Here is a 21,332-nt window from a genome sequence, read left to right as displayed (position 1 = left end):
TCGCCGCGACGGCCTGGGGGCGGGTTCAGCCGGCGAGGGTCGCGACCAGGATGGCCTTGATGGTGTGCAGGCGGTTCTCGGCCTGGTCGAAGACGATCGAGGCCTCCGACTCGAAGACCTCGTCGGTGACTTCGAGCCCCTCCAGGCCGAACTGCACGTAGATCTCCTCGCCGACCGTCGTCTCCCGGTCGTGGAACGCCGGGAGGCAGTGCATGAACCGCACCGACGGGTTCCCGGTCGCGGCGAGCGCCTCGGCGTTGACCTGGTACGGCTTGAGCAGCGCGATCCGCTCGGCCCAGACCTCCTTCGGCTCGCCCATCGACACCCAGACGTCGGTGTGCAGGAAGTCGGCGCCGCGCACGCCTTCGGCGACGTCGTCGGTCAGGGTGATCCGGGCGCCGCTGCGCTCGGCGAGGCCGCGGGCCGCGGCCTGGACCTCGGCGGACGGCAGCAGCCCGCCGGGCGCGACGAGCCGGACGTCCATGCCCAGCAGGGCGCCCATGACGAGCAGGGAGTTGCCCATGTTGTTGCGCGCGTCGCCGAGATAGGCGAAGGCGATCTCATCGAGGGGCTTGGCCGCGTGCTCGGCCATCGTGAACGCGTCGCAGAGGCTCTGGGTCGGGTGCCACTCGTCGGTGAGACCGTTCCAAACGGGGACGCCGGCGTACGCGGCGAGGGCCTCGATGTCCGCCTGGCGCCTGCCGCGGTACTGAATACCGTCGAACATCCGGCCCAGCACCCGTGCGGTGTCCTTCACCGACTCCTTGTGCCCGATCTGGGAGCCCGACGGGTCCAGGTAGGTCACGTGCGCGCCCTGATCGTGCGCCGCGACCTCGAACGCGCTGCGCGTGCGGGTCGAGGTCTTCTCGAAGATCAACGCGATGTTGCGGCCGGTCAGGCGGAGCTTCTCGGTGCCCGCGCGGCGGGCTGCCTTCAGCTCTCCGGCCAGGTCGACGAGCGAGCGGAACTCCTCGGCGGTGAAGTCGAGCTCTTTGAGGAAGCTCCGGCCGCGCAGCATGTGACCTCCCAGTGGCATGCACCAGACTGTATCGTCATGCGTCTTGCTGAATCAATATACAGATCGATCTTCGGGGTCCCTGCCTCGCGCCGAGCCGCCCCTCCTAGACTCGGGGGCATGGAACCCCTCGCCGTCGCAGTGAATGACCTGGTCAAACGCTATGGCATAGTCACCGCGGCCGACGGCCTCTCATTCGACGCCCGGCACGGCGAGGTGACCGCCCTCCTGGGCCCCAACGGAGCAGGCAAGACCACCACGGTCGAGATCTGTGAGGGCTACCGGCGCGCCGATTCGGGCACCGTGCGCGTCCTCGGCCGCGACCCCCGCGACCCGGAGCTGAAGACGCGCATCGGCGTGATGCTGCAGTCCGGGGGTGTGCCGACCAACGCGCGCGCCGGGGAGTTCCTGCGCCTGATCGCGAGCTTCTACACCACGCCCCTCGACCCGGCCGCGCTCCTCGAGCGGCTCGGGCTCACCGCCGCCGCCCGCACGCCGTACCGCCGCCTGTCCGGCGGTCAGCAGCAGCGGCTGGCCCTCGCCGCCGCCGTTGTCGGCCGCCCCGAGCTGGTCTTCCTCGACGAACCCACCGCCGGCCTCGACCCGCAGGCCCGCCACGCGACCTGGGAGCTCGTCGAGGACCTCAAGGCCGCCGGCGTGGCGGTGATCCTCACCACCCACCACATGGACGAGGCCGAGCGGCTGGCCGACCAGGTGGTGATCGTCGACCACGGGACGGTCATCTCCTCCGGCCCGCCGTCCTCGCTGACCGGCGCCGAGCGCCAGCTCCGCTTCCGGGCGCGCCCCGGCCTCGGCCTGGACGAGCTGCTGTCCGCGCTGCCGCCCGCGACGATGGCCAAGGAGTCACCGGCCGGGCACTACGTCATCGAGGGCGACCTCGTGCCCGAGTTGCTGGCGACCGTGACCGCCTGGTGCGCCTCCAACGGCGTCATGACCGAGGACCTGCGGATCGAGCGGCGGACCCTCGAAGACGTGTTCCTCGAACTGACCGGACGGGAGCTCCGCTCGTGACGGACCTGACCTTCACCCCCTCGCCCGGCGCTGCGCCGGCGTCCCGGATGATCCGGGCCCAGACCGCGTACGAGCTGCGCACGCTGCTGCGCAACGGCGAGCAGCTGCTGCTCACGCTCATCATCCCCATCGCGTTGCTGGTCCTCTTCAGCTCCGCGCCGCTGCTCGACGTCGGCGCGGGCAAGCGGGTCGACTTCCTCGCCCCCGGCATCCTGGCGCTCGCCGTGATGTCCACCGCGTTCACCGGGCAGGCGATCGGGACGGGCTTCGAACGCCGGTACGGCGTGCTGAAGCGCCTCGGCGTGACGCCGCTCCCCCGGTCCGGGCTGATCGCCGCGAAGACCCTCACGGTCGTGGCCGTCGAGGTCCTGCAGGCGGTCGTGCTCTGCGTCGTGGCGTTCGCGCTCGGCTGGAGCCCGCACGGGAACCCGGCGACCGTCATCCTGCTGCTGATCGTGGGCACGGCGGCGTTCAGCGGCTTTGGGCTGCTCATGGCGGGCACCCTGCGCGCGGAGGCCACCCTGGCCGCCGCCAACCTCGTCTACCTGCTCCTACTCGTCCTCGGGGGCGTCGTATTTCCGTTGACAAAGTTCTCGGGCGGCGTACGGTCGGTACTCGAACTGCTACCGATCTCCGCGCTCGCCGACGGGCTGCGCCAGGTACTGCAGCACGGTGCCGGGTTCCCCGTCCGCGACCTGGTGATTCTCGCCGTGTGGGCGGTGCTCGGCCTGGCACTCGCCGCGCGCTTCTTCAAGTGGGAGTGACGCATGGCGCTCGCTGACACCCCGGGTTCCTACGGCCGGGGCGGATGGTTCCGTGCCCGCCCAGCCGGCCTCCGGCTGTCCCTGGGCTCGGTGCCGCCGCCGGCCCTGATCATTCTCGGCATCGTCTCGGTGCAGGTCGGCGCCGGCCTGGCCAAGAACCTCTTCGGCCAGATCTCCCCGGACGCGATCGTGACGCTGCGCCTGCTCACCTCGGCCGTCGTCCTCTCGGTGATGGCCCGCTCCGCGCTGCGCGACCTGCGCCGCGCGCACTCCCTGCGGGACCTCGGGATCGCCGTGCTGTTCGGCCTCACCCTCGCCGGCATGAACTTCAGCTTCTACCAGGCGATGGCCCGGATCCCGCTCGGCGTGGCGGTGACGATCGAGTTCATCGGACCGCTCACCGTCGCGATCGTCGCGTCGCGACGCCGGCTCGACCTGATCTGGGCGGTCCTGGCACTGGGCGGGGTGGCGTTGCTCGCCCGCGGCAGCGGGGACGTCTCGATGACGGGCGTGGCGTTCGGGCTGCTCGCGGCGGTCGGCTGGGCCCTGTACATCCTGCTGAGCGGGGCGACGGGCAAGCGGTTCTCCGGGTCCACCGGCCTGGCGATCGCCAGCGTCGTCGGGGCGGCCGCCATGATGCCGGTCGGGATCGCCACCGGCGGATCGGCGCTTCTCGACCCGAAGATCCTGCTGATCGGCCTCGGCGTCGGCCTGCTGTCCTCGGTCATCCCGTACAGCCTGGAGCTGGAGGCGCTGCGGCGGATGCCGGCCCAGGTGTTCGGCATCCTGATGAGCCTTGAACCCGCGGTGGCGGCCCTGGTCGGCCTCGTCTTCCTCGGCGAGATCCTGCAGTGGCGCGAGTGGCTCGCGATCGGCTGCGTCATCGCCGCCTGCGTCGGCGCCACCCGCTCCCAGCAGTCCCCGCCCGAAGCCCCCGAGGCCTGACAGGCGGACCAGAGCCGCACAACCATCACCGGTCGGCTGAGGGCGACGTCGTCGGAGGGACCCGGATCCGGGACATGGGCGGGCGCTCGTACGATGAAGGACGTGCGATCCGATAACCCGCTGGCCCGGCTCCGTGACCTCGTGTGGCGTCCCACACCCGCCTCCCTGCGCGGGCTCGCGCTCGCGAGCGTGGTCGGCAACGCCTTGATCATGGCGACGGGCGCGGCCGTGCGCGTCAGCGGTTCGGGGCTCGGCTGCCCCACGTGGCCGAAGTGCACCGGTAGCAGCCTGGTGCCGACGCACACCCCGGAGCACTCGGCCGTCAACATGGCGATCGAGTTCGGCAACCGGATGCTGACCTTCCTCGTGCTCGCGCTCGGCGCGCTGGTGTTCGTCGCGGCGCTGCGGCTGCGTCCGCGGCGCCGTGGTCTGGTGGGGCTGGCCGCGATCCAGCCGTTCAGCGTGGTGGCGCAGGCGATCGTCGGCGGGATCGTCGTTCTCACCGACCTGCACCCGGTCGCGGTGACCGTGCACTTCCTGCTGTCGCCGGCGATTCTGGCGGCGGCCGTGGTCCTGTGGGTGCGCACGGACGAAGGCGACGAGCCGGCCCGGAGCCTCGTCCGCCAGGAGCTCGTCTGGCTGGGACGCGCCCTGACCGGTGTCGTCTTCCTGCTGCTGGTGGCCGGCACCGTCGTGACCGGCACCGGACCGCACGCCGGCGACCCGAAGGCCCGGCGCTACGGCTTCCAGATCGAGCAGGTCGCCCAGCTGCACGTCGACATCGTCTGGGCCACGGTCGGGCTGACCTTCGCCCTGCTCCTCGGCCTCCGCCTCACCAGTGCCCCGACACGCGTGCAGCGGCGGGCGCTCGAGCTCCTGGTAGTGGAGCTGGCGCAGGGCGTCATCGGCTACGTTCAGTACTTCACCAACGTCCCCGGCACGCTCGTCGTCGCGCACGTCCTGGGCGCGGCCCTCGTGTGGATCGCGACCCTGCGCGTGGTCTTCGCGCTCCGCGACCGCGGCCCCATGCCCGCCGCCCCGGCGCCGAAGCCGCCGGCCGCCACCCGCGACACCGCTCCGGCCGCCTCTCTCGGCACCTGACACGGCCGCTGCTCCATCCCCGCAGGGCTCGGGCGAAACGGTCCCTCATGGCATCGTCGCGCCTTCTGGGCGGGCCGGGGGTGGGCTCAGGAGGCGTGGGTGAGCTTGGTGGTGAGCCACTGGAAGCACTTGGGGAGCATGGCGGTCCAGACCCCGATGTTATGGCCGCCACGCGGGACCACATAGGTGTAGACGATCGAGGGCGGGCGGGCCGCCTTGACCATCGTGTCCACCGCGCTCGTGGTGCCGGGGTCCTGCTTGCTGGCGGTCAGGAGCAGGTCGATGGGCGGGTGCCTGGTCTCCAGGAGGGCGGGGACGTTCTCTCCCGGCGCTTTGGCGAGCGCCGCCGTGGACGGGGTGAAGTAGCCGGACATGCTGACGCCCGCGCGGAACAGGTGAGGGTACTGCGCGGTGAGCTTGGCGGCGCAGTACCCACCCGTCGAGTAGCCCATGGTCCCCCAGCCGTCGCGGTCGGGCAGGGCGCGGAAGTTCTCGGTGACGATGCGCCGGACGTCCTCGGCGAGCCAGGTGGCCACCTTGGGGCCGTGCGGCACGTTGGCGCACTCGGTGTCGTGGCCGGGGACCACGGTGATGGTCGGCGCGACGAGGATGTACGGCTGCGCGGCGCCCTTCTTCATCGCCTCCTGCAGCTTCTTCGGCCCCTGCATGGTGTGCAGCCAGGTGACCGGTGTGCCGGGGAAACCGGGGAACAGCTCGATGACGGGGAACCGCTGCCGCGGGTGCTGCTGGTACTGCGGCGGCAGCCACACCCAGATCTTGCTGCGGATCCCCGACTTGGCGCCCACGAGAGTGGCTGAGAAGGTGTCCTTCCCGTGGTCGGGACGGAAATCCTTGCGGAGACGCTGGGACAGGCCGCGCCCCAGGGGTTCGGATCCGCCGTTCTGCTGCTGGATGGGCGCGTCGGCGCCGTTCTGACCGGTCAGGTCGCTCCACGAGGCGAAGAACTCGAAGTGATCGTTCAGGCCGACGCCCGCCACGAGGACCGCCGTCACCTGGCTCAGCACGATCAGCGAGACCCTCACCGGCCAGGCGCCCGCGCCTCGCACCCGCCCCCACAGCAGCGCACAGCCGACCGGCGCGGTGACCGCGAGCAGGATCGACAGGACGAGCAGCGGCAAGCCCAGCAGACTCAACCGTGGCCTCCCCGAAAGGCGTGGAACTGAGCATCGCCGCAACAGATGCTGGATGGCGGCTCAAGATGTGTGTATCGCGGGCCGATCGTAGAGGCGTTCGGGTTCACCTTTGCTTGATCACAGGTGTCCTTCGCGTGTACTCCGCGTTCACCTGACGTGAAGGTTGCCGCCCGGCCCTCCCGGCGGGCGCACCTGGCGCCCCGGTCACGCGCTCAGCACGTATCGGAACCTTCAGCCGGCATCAAGATATGCGCGCAGGCGTTCCAACGGCCAGGTGTTGACGACGTCGTCCGGGGTGAGCCAGCCGCGCTGGGCCGTGCCGACGGCGTAGCGGAGGTTGTCGAAGTGACCGGGGGCGTGCGCGTCACTGTCGATGGCGAACTTCACGCCGTGCCGCCGGGCGTGCCGGATCAGATCGGCGGGCAGGTCGAGGCGGTCGGGGAAGGCGTCGATCTCCAGGATCGTCCGGGACCGGGCGCACGCCGCGAACACGGCTTCCCAGTCGGCGTCGACGGGGGCGCGGCGCCCGATGCTCCGGGCGGTGGGGTGGCCGAGGACGTGGACGTGGGGGTTCTCCACCGCGCGGACGATCCGGCGGGTCATCTCCTCGCGGTCCTGGGTGAAGTGCGAGTGGACCGACGCGACGCAGATGTCGAAGCCCGCCAGGAACTCGGCCGGCCAGTCGACCTCGCCGTCGGGGTCGATGTTCAGCTCGGTGCCGTGCAGCAGCGTCATGTCCGGGTAGCGCTCCTGCAGCGCCCGCACGGCCTCCCGCTGGGCGAGCATCTTCTCGTCCGTCATCCGCTGCATGAACAGGTTCGGAGCGTGGTCGGTGATCGCGTAGTACTCGTTGCCGCGCGCGGCCGCGGCGGCGACCATGTCCTCCAGCGAGGCGACGCCGTCGGTCAGGTTCGTGTGGGTGTGCAGGTCGCCGCGGAGGTCGGCGAGCTCGACGAGACGGGGCAGCTCGCCGCGCAGCGCCGCCTCGATCTCCCCCTCGTCCTCGCGCAGCGGTGGCGGGATCCACGGCAGGCCAAGGCGGGCGTAGACGTCCTCCTCGGTGGCGGAGACGACGAGCTCGCCGGTCTCGACGGAGGACAGGCCGTACTCCGACAGCTTCAGCCCGGCGCGGACGGCCATCTCGCGAGTGCGGACGTTGTGCGCCTTCGACCCGGTGAAGTACTGCAGCGCCGCGCCCCACGCCTCCGGCGGCACGACGCGCAGGTCGACCTGGAGGCCCTTGACCGTACGGACGGAGGTCTTGGTCGCGCCGCTGCCGATGATCTCGGTGACGAAGGGCAGGGCGGTGAACGCCGCCATCAGCGGGCCCGAGTCCTCGGCGGTGGCGAGGATGTCGATGTCGCCGACCGTCTCCCGGCACCGCCGCAGCGACCCGGCGTACGCGCACCGCCCGGCGAGCGGGGACAGCTCGGCGACGATCTCCTCGGCCAGCTCGGTGGCGACGTCCATGAGCGCCCGCTCGCCCGCGTGCCGCAGCAGCTCGATGCCGTGGAGGATGTTCTCCTCGGTCTTTGCACCGAAGCCCTTGAGGCCTTCGAGGCGGCCGGCCGGGATCGCCTCGGCGAGCTGCTCGACCGAGGAGATCCCCAGCTCCTCGTAGAGCACCATGGCCTTCTTCGGCCCGAGGGTCGGGATGGCGGTGAGGGCCCGCACCCCCGCCGGGATGCGTTCGCGCAGTGCCTCCAGCTGCCGGATCGTGCCGGTCTGCTGGTAGTCGAGGATCTTCTTGGCGATCGCCTCACCAACGTTGGGGATCTTCCGCAGGCCCTTGAGGTCGAGCCGGGTGACGTCCTCCGGATATCCGCCGATGGCGCGTGCCGCCTTCTCGTAGGCACGGACCTTGTACGCGGCCTCGCCGGTGATCGAGAGCAGGTCGGCGAACTCCTGGAACAGAGCCGCGACGTCGTCGTTAGGGCGCCCCATGCCTCTGATCCTAGAAGCAGCCTCCGTCAGGCGGTCAGCAGTCCCAGGTCGGGGCCAAACGCCTCGTAGTGGATGCGCGCCGGGGGAACGCCGCGGTGATCTCGTCGATCGCCGCGCCGTCCGGCAGGGTGGCGCGTACGACGGCAGCGGATCTCTCGGACAGCGTGCGATCGCCGGGCGGCTCTCACGACCGCCGTCAGGGCGCGTAGCTCATCACGTGGGCGTGGACCAGGCGGCCGACGCCCGGGTCCTGACGGCGGAACGCCTCGGTGATGTCGGTGTGCTCGGCGGCCTTGCCGCACAGCTCGGTGCCCCGGCGTCGCAGCGACAGGGTCGTCCAGACCTCGATGCCGAGCGACTGCCACACCGAGCGGAGCAGGCGGTTGCCGGACGCCTCCACGATCTCGCGGTGGAACGCGATGCTGTGCCGCATGACCTCTCCCGTGTCGGTCGCGGCGGCGAGGCGTGTGATGTGGACCTCGAGCGCGTCGACCTGGCCGGCCAGCCGGTGAACGGCGAGGTCGGCGGCCGTCTCCTCCAGCCCGGCGCGGACGGGGAAGACCTCGGCGAGGTCCTCGTCTGTGAAATCGCGCACTCTTGCGCCACGGTTGGGCAGCGTCTCGATCAGCCGGAGGGCCTCGAGATGACGCAACGCCTCGCGGACGGGCGCCTGGCTGACGCCGAGTTCGACGGCGATGCGGCGCTCGACGATACGCTCACCGGGTGCCCACCGGCCGGAGGTGATGCCGTCGATGAGCACCTGGCGGATCTGGTCGCCGAGGCCGGTGCGCACCAAAGCGGAAGAGGCGTTCATGTTACTCCATGGTAGCTGCCGCTAACGTGGACGAACTCTAATATGACTGATCTATGATCGATCATTGATCGCCTCCTGATTGTATGGGCGCAAGTCGTGGGAACCCCATCGCAGCGCCCGAGCACGAAGGGAAGACCTCGATGGGTGACACCAAGACGAGGACTCCGGCACGCCGGACCCGGAGCCGGAAGGCGCGACCCGAGCCGGAGACGCTCGTCGCGTACTACCGGCAGATGCTGCTGATACGCAGGTTCGAGGAACGCGCCGCCCGCGCATATACCGAAGCCAAGATCGGTGGCTACTGTCACCTCAACCTCGGCGAGGAGGCGACGGTCACCGGGCTGATGGCGGCGCTGGAGCCCCGTGACTACCTGTTCACGAACTACCGCGAACACGGATACGCCCTCGCCCGCGGCATCGACGCCCGCCGGGTCATGGCCGAGCTGTACGGCCGCAGCACCGGCGTCTCCAAGGGCTGGGGCGGGTCGATGCACATGTTCGACCTGGAGACGCGGCTGCTCGGCGGGTACGGCATCGTCGGCGGGCAGCTCCCGCTTGCCACGGGCGCGGCGCTCGCCGTGTCGTACAAGGGCGGCGACGAGGTCGTCATGTGCCAGATGGGCGACGGCACGACCAACATCGGCGCCTTCCACGAGTCGCTGAACATGGCCGCCCTGTGGGACCTGCCGATCGTGTTCGTCGTCATCAACAACGGCCTGGGCATGGGCACCACGGTCGAGGCGTCCTCGGCCGAGCCGGAGCTGTACCGCCGGGCCTCCGCCTACCGCATGGAGAGCGCCCGCGTCGACGGCGCCGACGTCGTCGCCGTACGCGAGGCCGCCCACGCGGCCGTCGAGCGGGCCCGCGCCGAGCAGAAGCCGTTCCTGCTGGAGACGACGAGTCCGCGCCTGCGCGGCCACTCGGTCGTCGACCCGGCCCGCTACCGTACGGCGGAGGAGAAGGACGCCCTCAAGGCCGCCGATCCCCTCGCCCACCTCGCGCTGGAGCTGGAGGAGGCAGGTGTCCTCGACGCGGAGGCCCGCGACAAGCTCGACGCCGAGGTGAAGGCCGAGGTCGACGACGCCGCCGCGTTCGCCGACGAGAGCCCGCACCCGGACGTGTCGACGCTGTTCGACTACACCTACGCCAGCCCCGTACGGGGCGAGTCCCGCCGTCTGCCGGCCGACCCGGTCTTCTGAGGAGAATCACATGGCGACCATGACCTACCGCCAGGCCCTCCGGGACACCCTGCGCGACGAGATGCTGCGCGACGAGAACGTCTTCGTCATGGGCGAGGAGATCGGCGTCTTCGAGGGCTCGTACAAGATCACCGAGGGGCTGCTCAAGGAGTTCGGGCCGAAGCGCGTCCGCGACACCCCGATCGCCGAGGAGGGCTTCGTCGGCGCCGCGATCGGCGCGGCCATGCTCGGCCTGCGCCCCGTCGTCGAGATCATGACGATCAACTTCTCGCTGCTGGCGCTCGACCAGATCGTCAACCACGCGGCGAAGATCTACGGCATGTTCGGCGGGCAGTGCAGCGTCCCGATGGTGATCCGCACGCCCGGTGGCGGCGGGCAGCAGCTCGGGGCCACGCACTCGCAGAACGTCGAGCTGTTCTACTCCTTCATCCCGGGCCTGAAGGTCCTCGCCCCCAGCACGCCCGCCGAGGCGTCGGCGATGCTGCGAGCGGCGATCCGCGACAACGACCCGGTGCTGTTCCTGGAGAACCTCGCGCTGTACAACACGCGCGGCGAGGTGCCCGAGAACCTCGAGGACCTCGAGCCCGCCGAGATCGGCCGCGCCGCCGTGACCCGGCCGGGCACGGACGTGACGATCATCGCGTACTCGCGGATGGCGCACGTCGCGGCGGAGGCCGCCGAGAAGCTCGCCACCGACGGCATCAACGCCGAGATCGTCGACCTGCGCAGCCTGCGCCCGCTCGACCGGGAGACCGTCGTCGAGTCGGTCCGCCGCACCGGCTGCGCCGTCGTCGCCGAGGACGACTGGCTCACGTACGGCATCGGCGCCGAGATCGCCGCGACGATCCAGGAGGGCGCGTTCGACTGGCTCGACGCGCCGGTCCGCCGGGTCGCCATGGCCGAGGTGCCGCTGCCCTATTCCAAGCCGCTCGAACTGGCCGCCCTGCCGTCGGCCGAATCGCTCGTCACCGCCGTCCGCGACACCGTCCGCGCGACCGGTCGTTAGGAAGATCCATGTCCGACATTCTCATGCCACGCCTGTCCGACACCATGGAGGAAGGCGTCATCAGTGCCTGGCACAAGAAGCCAGGCGACAAGGTGACCGCCGGGGACTCCCTCGTCGACATCGAGACCGACAAGGCCCTCATGGAGTACGAGGCGTACGAGGACGGTGTGCTCGGCGAGATCCTGGTCGCCGAGGGCGAGACCGCGTCGATCGGCACGCCCATCGCCACCCTCGTCGGCGCGGGCGAGACCGTCCCCGCCGCGCGGCAGGCGCCCGTCGCCGAGGCGGCCTCCGCCGCGACCGGCCAGGCCGCCGCCGCTCCGGCGGCGACCGTGGCGGACGCCCCGACCGCGACCGCCCCGGCGCAGGCCGTCGAGACCGCGCCGGCCAACGGCACGCGGTCGCGCCCGCCGTCCTCCCCGCTCGCCCGTCGGCTCGCGCGGGAGAACGACGTCGACCTCACCGCTCTGACCGGTTCGGGCCCCGGCGGCCGGATCGTCCGCGCCGACATCGAGGCCGCGCTGAAGAACGCCCCGGCCGCGCCGGTCCCCGCGCCCGCTCCGCAGGCCTCCTCCCCCGCGGTGGCCGAGGACCCGGACGTCGAGCGGGTGCCGCTGAGCCGGATCCGGAAGGTCACGGCCCGCCGACTCACCGAGAGCATGCAGACGACGCCGCACTTCTACCTGACGCGGATCGTCGACGTCGGCGCGCTGCTCACGTTCCGCAAGACGCTGAACGAGGCCCTAAACCCGGCCAAGGTCAGCGTCAACGACCTCATCGTCAAGGCCTGCGCGACGGCCCTGCGCGCCAGCCCGGTGCTGAACGTCTCGTTCACCGAGGACGCCCTCCTCGTGCACAAGCGGGTGAACGTGGGCGTGGCCGTGGCGCTGGAGGACGGCCTCGTGGTCCCGGTGATCCGTGACGCGGACCGCAAGAGCGTGTCGCAGATCGGCGAGGAGACCCGGGAGCTGGCCGGGCGGGCGCGCGAGCAGCGGCTCACCCCGCAGGAGATGTCCGGGGGGACGTTCACCGTCAGCAACCTCGGGATGTTCGGCGTCGACGCCTTCACCGCCGTCATCAACCCGCCGGAGGCGGGGATCCTCGCCGTCGGCGCGACCCGCAAGGACGTCGTGGTCGGCGACGACGGCGAGTTCACCGCCCGTGACCGGCTGACGCTCACGATGTCCGTCGACCATCGGGCCTGCGACGGCGCGACCGGCGCGAAGTTCCTCGGCGAGCTCGCCGAGCTGCTGGAGAACCCGCTCCGGATCGTCGCCTGAACCACGTACGCCGAAGGGCGCCCTTCCACGGCCAACGTGGGAGGGCGCTGTTGGCTCCGTCACCGATTCACCGGACGGCCGCTCGCGCCAGCAGGTCGCGGAGGCGCTCGTACGAGCGGTCCCAGCTCCACTCCGCGCGGACCCACGCGCGGCCCTTCTCCCCCATCGCGCCCGGATCGGTCAGCAGCTCGACCAGCCGGTCGGCGATGGCCGGCACCGACCGCCCGTCGACGACATGCCCGGTCTCCCCGTCGCGTACGGCGTCCGGGGCACCGCCGGAGTCCCCGGCGAGCACCGGCAGGCCGGCGGCGGCGGCCTCCAGGAAGACGATCCCGAGCCCCTCGACCTCCAGGCCCGACAACCGGCTCCGGCACGGCATCGCGAAGGCGTCCGCGGCGGCGTAGAACGGTGGGAGGTCGTGGTGCGGGTGCCCGCCCGCGAACACCACCCCGTCCCCGGCGAGTTGGCGCAGCCGGTCCTCGTACGGTCCCGCCCCGACGATCAGCAGTGTCGCGTCCGGCACGGCGCGACGCACGAGCGGCAGCGCGCTGATCAACCGGTCCTGGCCCTTGCGCGGCACCAGCCGTGACACGCTCAGGATGACGGGCTGCTCCCCCAGGCCGTACCGCTCCCGGACCGCCGCGCCGCCGGCGTCCGGGCGGAACACCGAGGTGTCCACGCCCGGCACCAGCCGGGTCGTGCGCGTCCGGGGGCCGAGCGCCCGGGCGATCCGCCGCCTCGTGTATCCGGTCAGGTACGTGACGGTGCCCACCTGGTCACCGATCCGGCGCAGCACCTGCCGCGATCCCGGCAACGACGCCCACCAGATCTCGTGGCCGTGCGTGGTGGCGACCGAGGGCAGGCCGAGCCGGCCGGCGAGCAGGCCCAGCGGCGCGGCCGCGCCGAACCACACGCGGTCGCACCCGTACCCCTTCGACAGCGCCACCGCCGTCGCGGCCACCTCACGCGTCGGCAGCAGCGTACGGGCCCGGTCCCGCACCACCGGGAAGGGCAGCCCCGCGTCGAACCGGTCCCCGTGCGGTTCGCGGGACGTGTAGACCACCACTTCGCCGGGCGGGAATCGGCGGGCGATCTCGTACACGAACGTCTCGATGCCGCCGAGGCGCGGCGGAAAGTCGTTGGTGATGATGAGCGTCGCGCCCATGGTTCACACGTCGCGACGGTGGACGACGGTGACGGCGACGGCCGCCGCGGTGAGCGCCCACAGGGCCAGCGCGATCCACGCCTCGGTGGTCGTAGTCGGATGGCGCACGGTGAAGCCGAAGCGTCCGTATCCGATGTCGGTCAGGCGTCCCCACGCGCTGGCGGGCAGCGCGTGCTTGATGTCGGCCGTCCAGCGGTAGTGGTCGGTGAAGAAGAGCGGCAGCAGCAGGAGGACGGCGGCCGTGATGACCATGGTCGCCGCGCTGTGCCGGACGATCGCGCCGATGCCCATGCCGATGAGCGCGCACACCGGCGCGAGCACCGCCGACGCCGCGACCGCCGGAAACGCTCCGGGGTAGCCGATCGACAGGCCGACGTGACGGCCCGACAGGATGGCCTGGGTCGCCCAGAACGAGACGCCGGCGACGACCGTCCCGTAGCCCAGCATGACCACCGTCACGTCGATCAGCTTCGCCGCCACCAGCGAACGGCGCGCCGGCATGGCCGCGAAGGAGGTGCGGATCAGGCCGGTCCCGTACTCGCCCGTGAGCGTGATGGCGCCGACGCTGCCGGCGGCGAGCATGAGGACCAGGCCGGCGCCCTGCGGGAAGGCGTCCCGCATCGCCCAGATCGGGACGAAGATGGCTCGGATGTCGGCGTTGTAGTGCGGCCAGTTGCGGTAGTCGGCGACGGCGGCGTTCACGTTCAGCCCGATGATGACCAGCCCGCTGAGGAGCAGGGTCCAGTAGGTCGAGCGGAGCGACCAGAGCTTGGTCCACTCGGCGGCGAGGAGGTCGCGGAACCGGGCCTGGGGCTCGGTGGCGGTGGGGCGGGCGGTGATGGTCGGTGCGGTCATCGGGCGTCTCCGGCGAGGTATTCGACGCTGTCGGCGGTGAGTTCCATGAACGCCTCCTCCAGCGAGGCGGTGCGGGGGGCGAGTTCGTGGAGCATGATCCGGTGCTGGAAGGCGAGTTCGCCGATGCGTGCGGCGCTCAGGCCGGTGACCGTGAGCGCCCGGTCGCCGCCCGGCCGTACGGACGCGCCTTCGGTGGTCAGGACGGCCGTCAGCGAGGAGGCGTCGGGTGCGCGCACGGTCACGCTCTGGGGTGTGCCGCGGGCCGCGAACTCCGCGAGGCTCTCGTCGGCGATCAGCTCGCCCCGGCCGATGACGATGAGATGGTCGGCGGTGTGCTCCATCTCGCTCATGAGGTGGCTGGACACGAACACGGTCCGGCCCTCGGCGGCCAGCCGCCGGAACAGGCCGCGGACCCATCGCACCCCTTCGGGGTCAAGGCCGTTGATCGGTTCGTCGAACAGCAGAACGGGCGGGTCGCCGAGCAGGGCGGTGGCGATGCCGAGCCGCTGCCTCATGCCGAGGGAGAAGCCCCCTATGCGGCGGCGCCTCACCTCGGCCAGGCCCACCTCCCGCAGCACCTCGTCCACCCGGCGCCGCGGGATCCGGTTGCCCCGGGCCAGCGCGGACAGGTGCGCGTACGCGGTGCGGCCGCCGTGCACGTCCTGGGCGTCGAGCAGCGCCCCGACGTGCCGGAGCCCGCGCGGGCGGTCGCGGAACGGGCGGCCGGCGACGGTGGCCGTTCCGCTGGTCGGCTCGTTCAGCCCGAGGATCATCCGCAGAGTGGTGCTCTTGCCCGCGCCGTTGGGTCCGAGGAACCCGGTGACATGTCCGGGACGCACCGTGAAGGTCAGGCCGTTGACCGCCGTCTTGGGGCCGTAGCGTTTCGTCAGTCCGTTCACTTCGATCACGCGGCCAACGGTGTCGCGGGCCGGGCTCCGCGCACATCGAGCCGTCGTCGGCATTCCCGGGCTCACGTACCGACCGTGGTCGTACACCCGTGGTCCGATGCAGCCGCGGAGATCACACCATTACGATTCGGACATGTCCGCCGTGCCCCTTTCTCCCCTGCTCAGGCGCGTTCCGCCGGGCGCGTGGACGGCCGCGGCCTGGTGCGCCGGCACGGTGTTCACGTTCCTCATCCGCATGCGGCTGCCCGGTGAGAACATGCCCTCGTTCCAGGCCGGGGTGCTCTTCTACCGGTGGGACGGCCGGGCAGAGCTGATGACGGCCACCGTGCTCACGCTGATCGGCAGCGGCCTGCTGCGGCGGCGGCCGCTCACGGCACTGGTCCTGTTGCTCGCCGGCTCCGTCCTCGGGACGCTCCCGCTGAGCGTCGGCGCGATCCCGGTGCCGCAGTTCCTCTCCGTCGACGTCGCCCTGTGGTTCATCGCGGCCACCGGGCGACGCCGGACATCGCGCACCGCGGCCGGTCTGGCGCTCGCCACGCTGGCCGCGTACCTGGCCTTCCGGCTCCTGTGCGGGTGGATCATCGGCACCTCGACGGAGCTGGCCGTGGCGATGACCGCCGCCATCGCCTGGCTCATCGGCAACTCGACGCACCAGGCGCGAGAGCACGCCGAGGACATGCGCGCCCAGGCCGCCACGCAGGCGGTGACCACCGAACGGCTCCGCATCGCCCGCGAACTGCACGACGCGGTGGCCCACAACATCGGCATCGTCGCCCTGCAGGCCGGAGCGGCGCGGAGGGTCATCGACACCCAGCCCACCCGGGCACGCGACGCTCTGAAGGCGGTGGAGACGTCGAGCCGGGAGACGCTGTCGGGGCTGCGCCGGATGCTCGGCGCGCTCCGGCAGGCGGAATCGGAGGCGGCACCGCTGCACGACCTGCCCGGCCTGGCGGACCTCGATCGGCTGGCGGAGGCCACCACGGTCGCCGGTGTCCGCGTCGACGTGCGGTGGCGGGGAGAACCCCGCCCGCTGCCGCCGGAGGTCGACCTGTCGGCGTTCCGGATCATCCAGGAGGCCGTCACCAACGTGGTGCGCCACGCCGACACCCGGTCCTGCGTGGTGTCCATCGACCGCCGGGAGGAAGAACTGACCGTCGAGGTCGTCGACGGCGGGCGCGGCCACGGCGCCACCCCCGGCACCGGCTACGGCCTGCTCGGGATGCGTGAACGCGTCACCCTGCTCCATGGGGACTTCTCCGCCGGGCCGCTGCCCGAAGGCGGCTTCCGGGTCACGGTCCGCCTCCCTCTCCCCATGGATGTCACATGACGCGCACTCCCGCGATGCGGATGAGGGGAATCGTGGCCTGGGGCGGAGCCGTCCTCTATCCCTTCGCGCTGGCCTGGTCGCAACTGGCGTCGCCGCGCATTGGACCGGAATTTGGACCGGAATACAGCCCTGCCCAGGTCCTCGCGGCGATGCTGTCGATGAGCCTGCTCATCGGCGTCCTCCGGCGGATTCCCCTTTTCGCGCTGGTCATGATGCTCTTCGGCTGTGTCCTCGTGGTCGTGCTGGCCGGGCCCCAGCACATGGGCGCTTCCCGAACCCCGTTCCTTACCTTTCTGGTGGTGGATCTGGCTCTGGCGTACATCGTCGCCACCCGGACCTCGCGGGTCTCGACCACCGCCGTGGTGCTGTCGTTCGTCGTCCAGTCCCTGACCATCGCCGGCTTCTCTCCCGGGATGGATGTCACGACCAACGCCGAGGTCGCCATCCTCGCGGTCACCACGGCCTACGTCGCAGGCAGGCTGTTTCGCGAGCGCCGCGAGTACGCGGCGGCGCTGCGTTCTCGCGCGGTGGCCGACGCCGTCACCGCCGAACGGCTTCGGATCGCGCGCGAGCTGCACGACATGGTGGCGCACACCATCGGCATCGTCGCCCTGCAGGCCGGTGCGGCCAAGCGGGTCATCGACACCCAGCCCGCCCGGGCGCGCGACGCGCTCGGCGAGGTCGAGATGGCGAGCCGGGAGACGCTGTCCGGGTTGCGCCGGATGCTCGGCGCGCTCCGGCAGGCGGAAGCAGAGGCCGCGCCGCTCCACGAGATGCCCGGCCTGGCGGACGTCGATCGGCTGGCCGAATCGACCACGGCCGCCGGCGTCCGCGTCGACGTCCGATCGCGCGGGGAACGGCGCCCGCTCCCACCGGACGTCGACCTGTCGGCGTACCGGATCATCCAGGAGGCCGTCACCAACGTCGTACGGCACGCCGACACCCGATCCTGCACCGTGACCATCGAGTATCGGGACGAGGACCTCACCATCGAGGTCACCGACGGTGGCCGCGGCCACGGCGCCGCCCCCGGCACCGGCTACGGCCTGGTCGGCATGCGCGAGCGCGTCACCCTGCTGCACGGAGACTTCACCGCCGGACCACACCCCGAAGGCGGCTTCCGCGTGACGGCCCGCCTCCCCCTACCGACAGGAGTGAAATGACCGTCCGCGTTGTTCTCGCCGACGACCAGCCGCTGGTGCGCACCGCCCTGCAAATGGTCATCACCGACGCCCCCGACATCGAGGTCGTCGGCGAGGCCGGAACCGGTGCCGAGGCGGTGGAGCTGACCCGGAGCCTCGAGCCGGATGTCGTCGTGATGGACATCCGGATGCCCGGCATGGACGGCATCGAGGCCACCCGGGAGATCACGACCGGTTCGGGCTCGACGCACGTCGTCGTCCTCACCACGTTCGACGATGACGACTACGTGTACGGCGCGCTGCGCGCCGGTGCGGCCGGGTTCCTCGTCAAGGACATGGCGCTGGACGACATCCTCGCCGCGATCCGCGTCGTCGCCGCCGGGGACGGACTGATCGCGCCGAAGGTCACGCGCCGCCTGATCGAGGAGTTCGCCGGGCGCCCGGGGCCCGTTCCCGGGCGGCGCACGCTCGACGGCATCACCGAACGGGAGAACGAGGTGCTGACCCTCGTCGGGCGCGGCATGTCCAACTCCGAGATCGCCGCCGAGCTGGTCATCAGCATCGCCACCGTCAAGACCTACGTGACGCGGCTGCTCACCAAGCTGGACGCCCGCGACCGGGTCCAGCTCGTGATCATCGCGTACGAGACCGGCCTGGTCGCGCCCTCCCGGTGACCGTCCCCGGCTTCGAGCCTGTGGCCTGCCTAAACAGCAAGAACGCGGGGTAGGTCTCGGACGGACAACGGGGAAGGCCGCCGCGCCGGTGTGGGGCCGGGTTCGCCTGGCGGTCGCGCACGAACAGGGGGAGTGCGCCGTGCGGGTGATCGTCGATCTCACACGATGTCAGGGGTATGGCCAGTGCGCGTTCCTCGCGCCGGACGTGTTCGCCATGAACGGTGAGGAAGCGCTGCTGTACGACACCGACGCGGACGAGGCGCAGCGCGAGCACGTCCTCCGCGCGGCGGCCGCCTGCCCGGTTCAGGCCATCCACCTCGACCAGATGGCGACCCAGCACCGGGGGATGCGGACGGGCACGGTCGTCTCCCCTCCGGTCGGTGACGGGTTCCGGAAGACCGGCCGGATCGTGATCGTCGGCGCCTCGCTGGCCGGGGCGCGGGCCGCGGGCGTGCTCCGCCGCGACGGCTTCACCGGCTCACTGACCCTGATCGGGGACGAGCCGTACGAGCCGTACGACCGTCCGCCGCTGTCCAAGCAGGTGCTGACCGGCCGGGTGCCCGCGGATCACACCCTGCTCCCCCGCCTGCGCGAGGTCGACGCCGAATGGCTACCCGGCGTCGCCGCCGCCGGACTCGACCTGGCCGCCAAGACCGTGCGGCTCGCCGACGGCCGGGAGGTCGGCTTCGACCGGCTGCTGATCGCGACGGGCGCGCGCGCCCGGCCGTGGCCGAACCCGGAGGAGGCCGCGCTGGACGGGGTCCTCCCGCTGCGCACGATCGAGGAGTCGTCCCGGCTCCGGGAGCGTCTCGCCGCACGCCCACGCCGGGTACTGGTGATCGGTGCGGGGTTCACCGGCTCGGAGGTCGCGTCGGTCTGCCGTGACCTGGACCTCCCGGTGACCGTCGCCGAACGCGGTCCGGCGCCGCTCATCGGCGCGCTGGGCGGCGTGATCGGCAAAGTCGCGGCCGAAATGCAGCGCGCGCACGGCGTGGACCTTAGATGCGGCGTCACGGTGGAGGCCCTGGAGGGAGACGCGGACGGCCGGCTCCGCGCCGCGCGGCTCTCCGACGGCGACACGGTGGAGGCCGACGTCGCGGTCGTCGCGCTCGGGGCGATCCGCAATGTCGAGTGGCTGCGCGACTCGGGGCTGGCCGCCGGCGTATGGGGGGTGGCCTGCGACGCGGGCTGCCGCGCCGTCGACATGAACGGCCTGGTCACCGACGATGTCTTCGTCGCGGGCGACGTCGCGCGCTTCCCGCACCCGGTCTACAACTACCAGTTCATGACGCTCGAGCACTGGGGCAACGCGGTCGCCCAGGCCGAGATCGCCGCGCACAACATGCTCAGCGACCAGGCGCACCGCTGGCCGCACCTGTCACTGCCGGTGTTCTGGTCCAACCAGTTCGGGACCAGCATCAAGTCCGTCGGCGTGCCGACCTTCGCCGACGAGGTGGTCATCGCCCACGGCTCCACGGAGGAGCGCCGGTTCGTCGCCGTCTACGGCTACCGGGGCCGTGTCACCGCGGCGGTCACGTTCGACCGGGCGATGTGGCTGGAGTTCTACCAGGGCCTGATCGAGCGGGCCGCGCCCTTCCCGCCCGAGTTCCGTGCCGCCGACCGGCCGGAGACGCTGCGGCCCGTCCCGGCCGAGGTTCCGGAGCGACTCGAGGCGACACAGGTCACCGTCGTGGTGACCGGGCACGATCCGGCCGAACGCCGCGCCACCTTGGTGCACCGCTGACCGATGAACGAGTCACGAGGAGGCGCCGCCATGGCACCGTCCAGCGTCTTCGAGCAGATCCTCGACCAGTCCCACCGCGCCGACCCGTACTCCCTGTACGCCGAACTGCGCAAGACGCCGGTGGAGCGGCAGGAGGACGGCACCTATGTCGTCAGCGGCTACAAGGAGATCGTCGCGCTGCTGCACGATCCACGCATCAGCTCCGACCGTCGCAACCGCCCGCGGCCGCCCGGGTCCGAGGAGGAGGAGGCGACGGGTCTGCCCGGATTCATCAACACCGATCCGCCCGAGCACGACCGGCTCCGGCGTCTGGCGATGCGCCACTTCGGTCCGCCGCATTCGCCGCACCGGATAGAGAACATGCGGCCCGAGCTGGTCCGTCTCGTCGGCGGCCTGATCGACGGCGTCGCCGACCGGACGCGGATCGACATCGTCGACGACATCGCCTACCCGTTCCCCGTGACCGTGATCTGCCGGCTTCTCGGAGTGCCGCGTGAGGACGAGCCGCGGTTCCACGTGTGGGCCGACGCCATCGCCGAGTCGATCAGCCCCGGAGAGGCGGGCCGGGCCGAGCGTGAGCGGCGGCGGGCGGACGCGCAACTCGAACTCGGACGGTACCTCGCCGGGCTCGCCGACGAGCGGCGGAAGAACCTGGGCGACGACCTGCTCTCCGGCCTGATCTCCTACGAGGGCCCGGACGGGGCGATGTCACCGTACGACGTCGCGGCCACCGGCTCGCTGCTGCTGGTCGCCGGGCATGAGACGACGGTCAACCTGATCACGAACGGGATGCTCACCCTGCTCCGCCATCCGGAGCTGATCCACCGGCTGCGCAACGAGCCCGATCTGGTCATCTACACGGTCGAGGAGCTGCTGCGCTACGAGCCGCCGGTGCAGTTCATCTCCTCGCGGATCGCCCTGGAGGACATCGACATCGCCGGGACCACGATCCCCAAGGGCGCGCCCATCGCCCTGGCGCTGGCGGCCGGAAGCCGCGACCCGGAGCACGTGCCCGAGCCCGACCGCTTCATCCCGGACCGCCGGTACAACGAGCACCTCGGTTTCGGTGCCGGGATCCACTACTGCTTCGGCGCTCCGCTCGCCAGGCTGGAGGCGCAGATCGCCCTGAGCGAGCTGGCGAAACGGCTGCAGAACCCCCGCCTCGTCACCGATCCGCCGCCGTACCGGCCCAGCGCGGGCCTGCGAGGGCCACGCCACCTCCTCGTCGACATCGACGGTGTCGCCGGCTGATCCGTTCGGAGC

Annotated in this window: 19 protein-coding genes; 12 read left to right on the top strand and 7 right to left on the bottom strand. The window is 71.5% G+C overall.

Annotated features, from left to right (window positions below; all coding sequences use genetic code 11):
• Window positions 1-25: 25 nt before the first annotated feature.
• Window positions 26-1,018 carry an ornithine carbamoyltransferase gene (argF, locus tag AB0I04_RS04790; RefSeq protein WP_360879965.1) on the bottom strand — a complete coding sequence of 331 codons (993 nt, stop codon included), beginning with the start codon at window positions 1,016-1,018 and terminating at the stop codon, window positions 26-28.
• 117 nt (window positions 1,019-1,135) lie between these two features.
• Between argF and AB0I04_RS04785 the strand changes: the two genes are divergently transcribed.
• From AB0I04_RS04785 to AB0I04_RS04770, 4 genes are all read left to right on the top strand, one after another.
• Window positions 1,136-2,047 (top strand): ABC transporter ATP-binding protein, encoded by a 912-nt coding sequence (locus AB0I04_RS04785; protein ID WP_360879048.1) that lies wholly within the window; start codon window positions 1,136-1,138, stop codon window positions 2,045-2,047.
• A 47-nt stretch (window positions 2,048-2,094) separates the two neighbouring features.
• A complete protein-coding gene (locus tag AB0I04_RS04780) occupies window positions 2,095-2,811 on the top strand; it encodes an ABC transporter permease (RefSeq protein ID WP_360879962.1) in 717 nt (238 codons plus the stop codon).
• A 3-nt stretch (window positions 2,812-2,814) separates the two neighbouring features.
• Complete coding sequence (locus tag AB0I04_RS04775; protein ID WP_360879045.1) at window positions 2,815-3,756, top strand: EamA family transporter; 942 nt, start codon at window positions 2,815-2,817, stop codon at window positions 3,754-3,756.
• A gap of 93 nt (window positions 3,757-3,849) precedes the next feature.
• Entirely contained in the window at window positions 3,850-4,857 is a 1,008-nt protein-coding gene (locus AB0I04_RS04770) for a COX15/CtaA family protein (protein WP_360879042.1), read from the top strand.
• 86 nt (window positions 4,858-4,943) lie between these two features.
• Here AB0I04_RS04770 and AB0I04_RS04765 read toward each other — a convergent pair whose 3' ends face one another.
• From AB0I04_RS04765 to AB0I04_RS04755, 3 genes are all read right to left on the bottom strand, one after another.
• Window positions 4,944-6,011, bottom strand: a complete 1,068-nt coding sequence (locus tag AB0I04_RS04765) for an alpha/beta hydrolase-fold protein (RefSeq protein ID WP_360879039.1) — start codon at window positions 6,009-6,011, stop codon at window positions 4,944-4,946.
• A 231-nt stretch (window positions 6,012-6,242) separates the two neighbouring features.
• Window positions 6,243-7,955 carry a DNA polymerase/3'-5' exonuclease PolX gene (gene polX / locus AB0I04_RS04760; protein WP_360879036.1) on the bottom strand — a complete coding sequence of 571 codons (1,713 nt, stop codon included), beginning with the start codon at window positions 7,953-7,955 and terminating at the stop codon, window positions 6,243-6,245.
• Window positions 7,956-8,151: 196 nt separating this feature from the next.
• Window positions 8,152-8,769, bottom strand: coding sequence for a GntR family transcriptional regulator (locus tag AB0I04_RS04755; protein WP_360879033.1), 618 nt, complete (start codon window positions 8,767-8,769; stop codon window positions 8,152-8,154).
• A gap of 140 nt (window positions 8,770-8,909) precedes the next feature.
• Here AB0I04_RS04755 and pdhA point away from each other — a divergent pair, with 140 nt between their 5' ends.
• The 3 genes from pdhA to AB0I04_RS04740 are packed head-to-tail and all read left to right on the top strand — an operon-like array spanning window position 8,910 to window position 12,254.
• Entirely contained in the window at window positions 8,910-9,968 is a 1,059-nt protein-coding gene (gene pdhA, locus AB0I04_RS04750) for a pyruvate dehydrogenase (acetyl-transferring) E1 component subunit alpha (RefSeq protein WP_360879030.1), read from the top strand.
• A 10-nt stretch (window positions 9,969-9,978) separates the two neighbouring features.
• Entirely contained in the window at window positions 9,979-10,974 is a 996-nt protein-coding gene (locus AB0I04_RS04745) for an alpha-ketoacid dehydrogenase subunit beta (RefSeq protein WP_360879027.1), read from the top strand.
• 8 nt (window positions 10,975-10,982) lie between these two features.
• Complete coding sequence (locus tag AB0I04_RS04740; RefSeq protein WP_360879024.1) at window positions 10,983-12,254, top strand: dihydrolipoamide acetyltransferase family protein; 1,272 nt, start codon at window positions 10,983-10,985, stop codon at window positions 12,252-12,254.
• A 67-nt stretch (window positions 12,255-12,321) separates the two neighbouring features.
• Here the strand turns inward: AB0I04_RS04740 and AB0I04_RS04735 are convergent, their stop codons facing one another.
• The 3 genes from AB0I04_RS04735 to AB0I04_RS04725 are packed head-to-tail and all read right to left on the bottom strand — an operon-like array spanning window position 12,322 to window position 15,182.
• On the bottom strand, window positions 12,322-13,419 hold the full coding sequence (locus AB0I04_RS04735) for a glycosyltransferase family 4 protein (protein ID WP_360879021.1): 1,098 nt from the start codon (window positions 13,417-13,419) through the stop codon (window positions 12,322-12,324).
• A 3-nt stretch (window positions 13,420-13,422) separates the two neighbouring features.
• A complete protein-coding gene (locus tag AB0I04_RS04730; protein WP_360879018.1) occupies window positions 13,423-14,274 on the bottom strand; it encodes a hypothetical protein in 852 nt (283 codons plus the stop codon).
• Window positions 14,271-15,182 carry an ABC transporter ATP-binding protein gene (locus tag AB0I04_RS04725; RefSeq protein ID WP_360879015.1) on the bottom strand — a complete coding sequence of 304 codons (912 nt, stop codon included), beginning with the start codon at window positions 15,180-15,182 and terminating at the stop codon, window positions 14,271-14,273. The genes AB0I04_RS04730 and AB0I04_RS04725 overlap by 4 nt, the downstream gene beginning before the upstream one ends.
• Window positions 15,183-15,315: 133 nt before the next feature.
• On the opposite strand from AB0I04_RS04725, the gene AB0I04_RS04720 reads away from it, so the two are divergent.
• The 5 genes from AB0I04_RS04720 to AB0I04_RS04700 all read left to right on the top strand — a co-directional run bounded on the left by AB0I04_RS04720 (window position 15,316) and on the right by AB0I04_RS04700 (window position 21,320).
• Entirely contained in the window at window positions 15,316-16,509 is a 1,194-nt protein-coding gene (locus AB0I04_RS04720) for a sensor histidine kinase (RefSeq protein WP_360879012.1), read from the top strand.
• Window positions 16,506-17,672, top strand: a complete 1,167-nt coding sequence (locus tag AB0I04_RS04715; protein ID WP_360879009.1) for a sensor histidine kinase — start codon at window positions 16,506-16,508, stop codon at window positions 17,670-17,672. Before AB0I04_RS04720 ends, AB0I04_RS04715 begins: the two co-directional genes overlap by 4 nt.
• Window positions 17,669-18,325 (top strand): response regulator transcription factor, encoded by a 657-nt coding sequence (locus tag AB0I04_RS04710; RefSeq protein ID WP_360879006.1) that lies wholly within the window; start codon window positions 17,669-17,671, stop codon window positions 18,323-18,325. Before AB0I04_RS04715 ends, AB0I04_RS04710 begins: the two co-directional genes overlap by 4 nt.
• A gap of 88 nt (window positions 18,326-18,413) precedes the next feature.
• Window positions 18,414-20,069 carry an FAD-dependent oxidoreductase gene (locus AB0I04_RS04705; RefSeq protein ID WP_360879003.1) on the top strand — a complete coding sequence of 552 codons (1,656 nt, stop codon included), beginning with the start codon at window positions 18,414-18,416 and terminating at the stop codon, window positions 20,067-20,069.
• Between the two features lie 30 nt (window positions 20,070-20,099).
• Window positions 20,100-21,320, top strand: coding sequence for a cytochrome P450 (locus AB0I04_RS04700; protein WP_360879000.1), 1,221 nt, complete (start codon window positions 20,100-20,102; stop codon window positions 21,318-21,320).
• Window positions 21,321-21,332: the final 12 nt, after the last annotated feature.

Origin of the sequence: Actinoallomurus sp. NPDC050550 (assembly GCF_040655075.1) — a bacterium.
Taxonomy (GTDB): domain Bacteria; phylum Actinomycetota; class Actinomycetes; order Streptosporangiales; family Streptosporangiaceae; genus Actinoallomurus.
This window is presented reverse-complemented; position numbering and strand designations above follow the sequence as displayed.